Source organism: Paraburkholderia sp. SIMBA_030 (assembly GCF_046535245.1).
GTDB lineage: Bacteria > Pseudomonadota > Gammaproteobacteria > Burkholderiales > Burkholderiaceae > Paraburkholderia.
In genome coordinates, this window is sequence record NZ_JAWRXB010000200.1 from 1 (window position 1) to 331 (window position 331).

Genomic DNA, 331 nt, shown 5'->3' on the forward strand with positions numbered 1-331 from the left:
CTCGCAGGCGGGGTGTGCGGTCAATTGCCGGTTTTGTTCGACCGGCAAGCAAGGTTTTTCACGCAATCTGAGCACCGCAGAGATCATCGGTCAGCTGCGCATGGCGGAGTTCGCCCTGCGCGCGTCGCTGCTCGGCGAGGCCGGCGGCCGTGCCAACGGCGGTGAAGGCAAGGGCGAACGCGTCATCACGAACGTGGTGATGATGGGGATGGGCGAGCCGCTGCTCAATTACGACGCGGTCGTGCCCGCCATGCGCCTGATGCTCGACGACAACGCCTACGGCCTGTCGCGCCGTCGCGTCACGCTCTCCACGTCCGGCGTCGTGCCGATG

Annotated in this window: 1 pseudogene; it reads left to right on the top strand. The window is 66.5% G+C overall.

From position 1 onward, the window contains the following. Nucleotides 1-331: pseudogene (locus tag SB772_RS39660) on the top strand (23S rRNA (adenine(2503)-C(2))-methyltransferase RlmN); the annotation flags it as partial.